Source organism: Rhodoferax sp. RT5P35 (assembly GCF_056521385.1).
In genome coordinates this window covers 1-1122 of the sequence record NZ_JBWMAX010000287.1, presented here as the reverse complement: position 1 = coordinate 1122, position 1122 = coordinate 1, and the positions used below count along the sequence as shown (strand labels likewise).

The following is a 1122-nucleotide window of genomic DNA, read 5'->3' as shown; positions in this document are numbered from 1 at the left end:
TTTTCTCGTGGTCGTCGGTGTTGTCGATGAGGCTGTTGCAGACCATGCGCCTAAACAGCTCGCGCATCTGGTGCTGGTGGGTGCCATCGGTGGTGTCGCCGGTGCGGCGCAGCAACTGGGCCAGGCTGGGGTAGCCCAGGTCGGGGGCCTGCCCCGCCGCCGTCGCAGCGCGCAGGGCCGTGCCCGCCGAGATGCAGTGGATGCGGCTGCTGTCGGCGCGGTCAAACCGGCGCACCGCCAACGCCGTCTCGCCCACCAGGTGGATCGGCAGGGTTTGCGCCACCCGTATGCCTGCCTGGGCCGCCAGCGTCATCGACGCATGTTCGACCAGCGGCACGTCGATGGGTTCGTTGTTGAAGAACTTCAGCACCCACTCTGCGCCGTCGATCTGGACCAGCGCCTTCGGCTTGGCACCGCCAAAGCTGCCGCCCGCCGTGGCCATGCGGCGCTCGGTGTCGGTGAGCGGCTCGCGGGCACTGATTTTGCGCACCACTTCGCTCAGCGTCTGGGCATCTTCCAGGCGGGGTAGGGGGCCGTTGCGCCGTGGCAGATACGTATCGGGCGAGGTGGATACGCCCAGCGCGCCGAAACGGTCGTCCCCGGCGAAGTACAGGTATTCCATGAGCGACAGGCGAGGGGGTTTGTCCAGAAACTGGATGACACGCTCGCCCCAGCGGTCGGGCCGTGCGTCGTCTACCGCGCCTGCGGCCATGCTTTTTTCCACTGGCAGGTGTTCCATGTCCACCAGGGGCAGGTCTTCGCTGAGGCGAAAGCCGTGCGCGATCCAGCTGGCCGCATAGGTGAGCGACACGCCTTTGCCTACGGTCAGCAAGCGCAGTTCGCCCACCAACTGTGGCGACGCGGGCTGGCCCAGAAACCACAGCCACAGCGTGTCGAACCGGGAGGCGGCGGCACTAGCCATGCTTTTCCTTGCGCTGCTGCCGGGTATGGGCCGAGGCCTTTGCCCGCGAGGTGCCCAGCGCGATGGCCTGCCGGATGTCCAGCTCTATCGCACCCTTGTCGTGCGCCGGAGCCGCCAGTTCGGCCAGTGCGCCATCGCGGGCTATCAGCCACAGGGCAGTGGCGTAGATGCCGATGCCTACACCCGGCTCACCGGCCTCC

1 protein-coding gene and 1 pseudogene are annotated in these 1122 nt (G+C 67.5%); both read right to left on the bottom strand.

Translation table 11 applies throughout. From position 1 onward, the window contains the following. A partial coding sequence (locus AC097L_RS25690) for a type II toxin-antitoxin system HipA family toxin (RefSeq protein WP_479589528.1) occupies positions 1-922 on the bottom strand: 922 nt, incomplete at its 3' end. After that, positions 915-1122: pseudogene (locus AC097L_RS25685) on the bottom strand (XRE family transcriptional regulator); the annotation flags it as partial. The pseudogene AC097L_RS25685 and the gene AC097L_RS25690, both read right to left, overlap by 8 nt.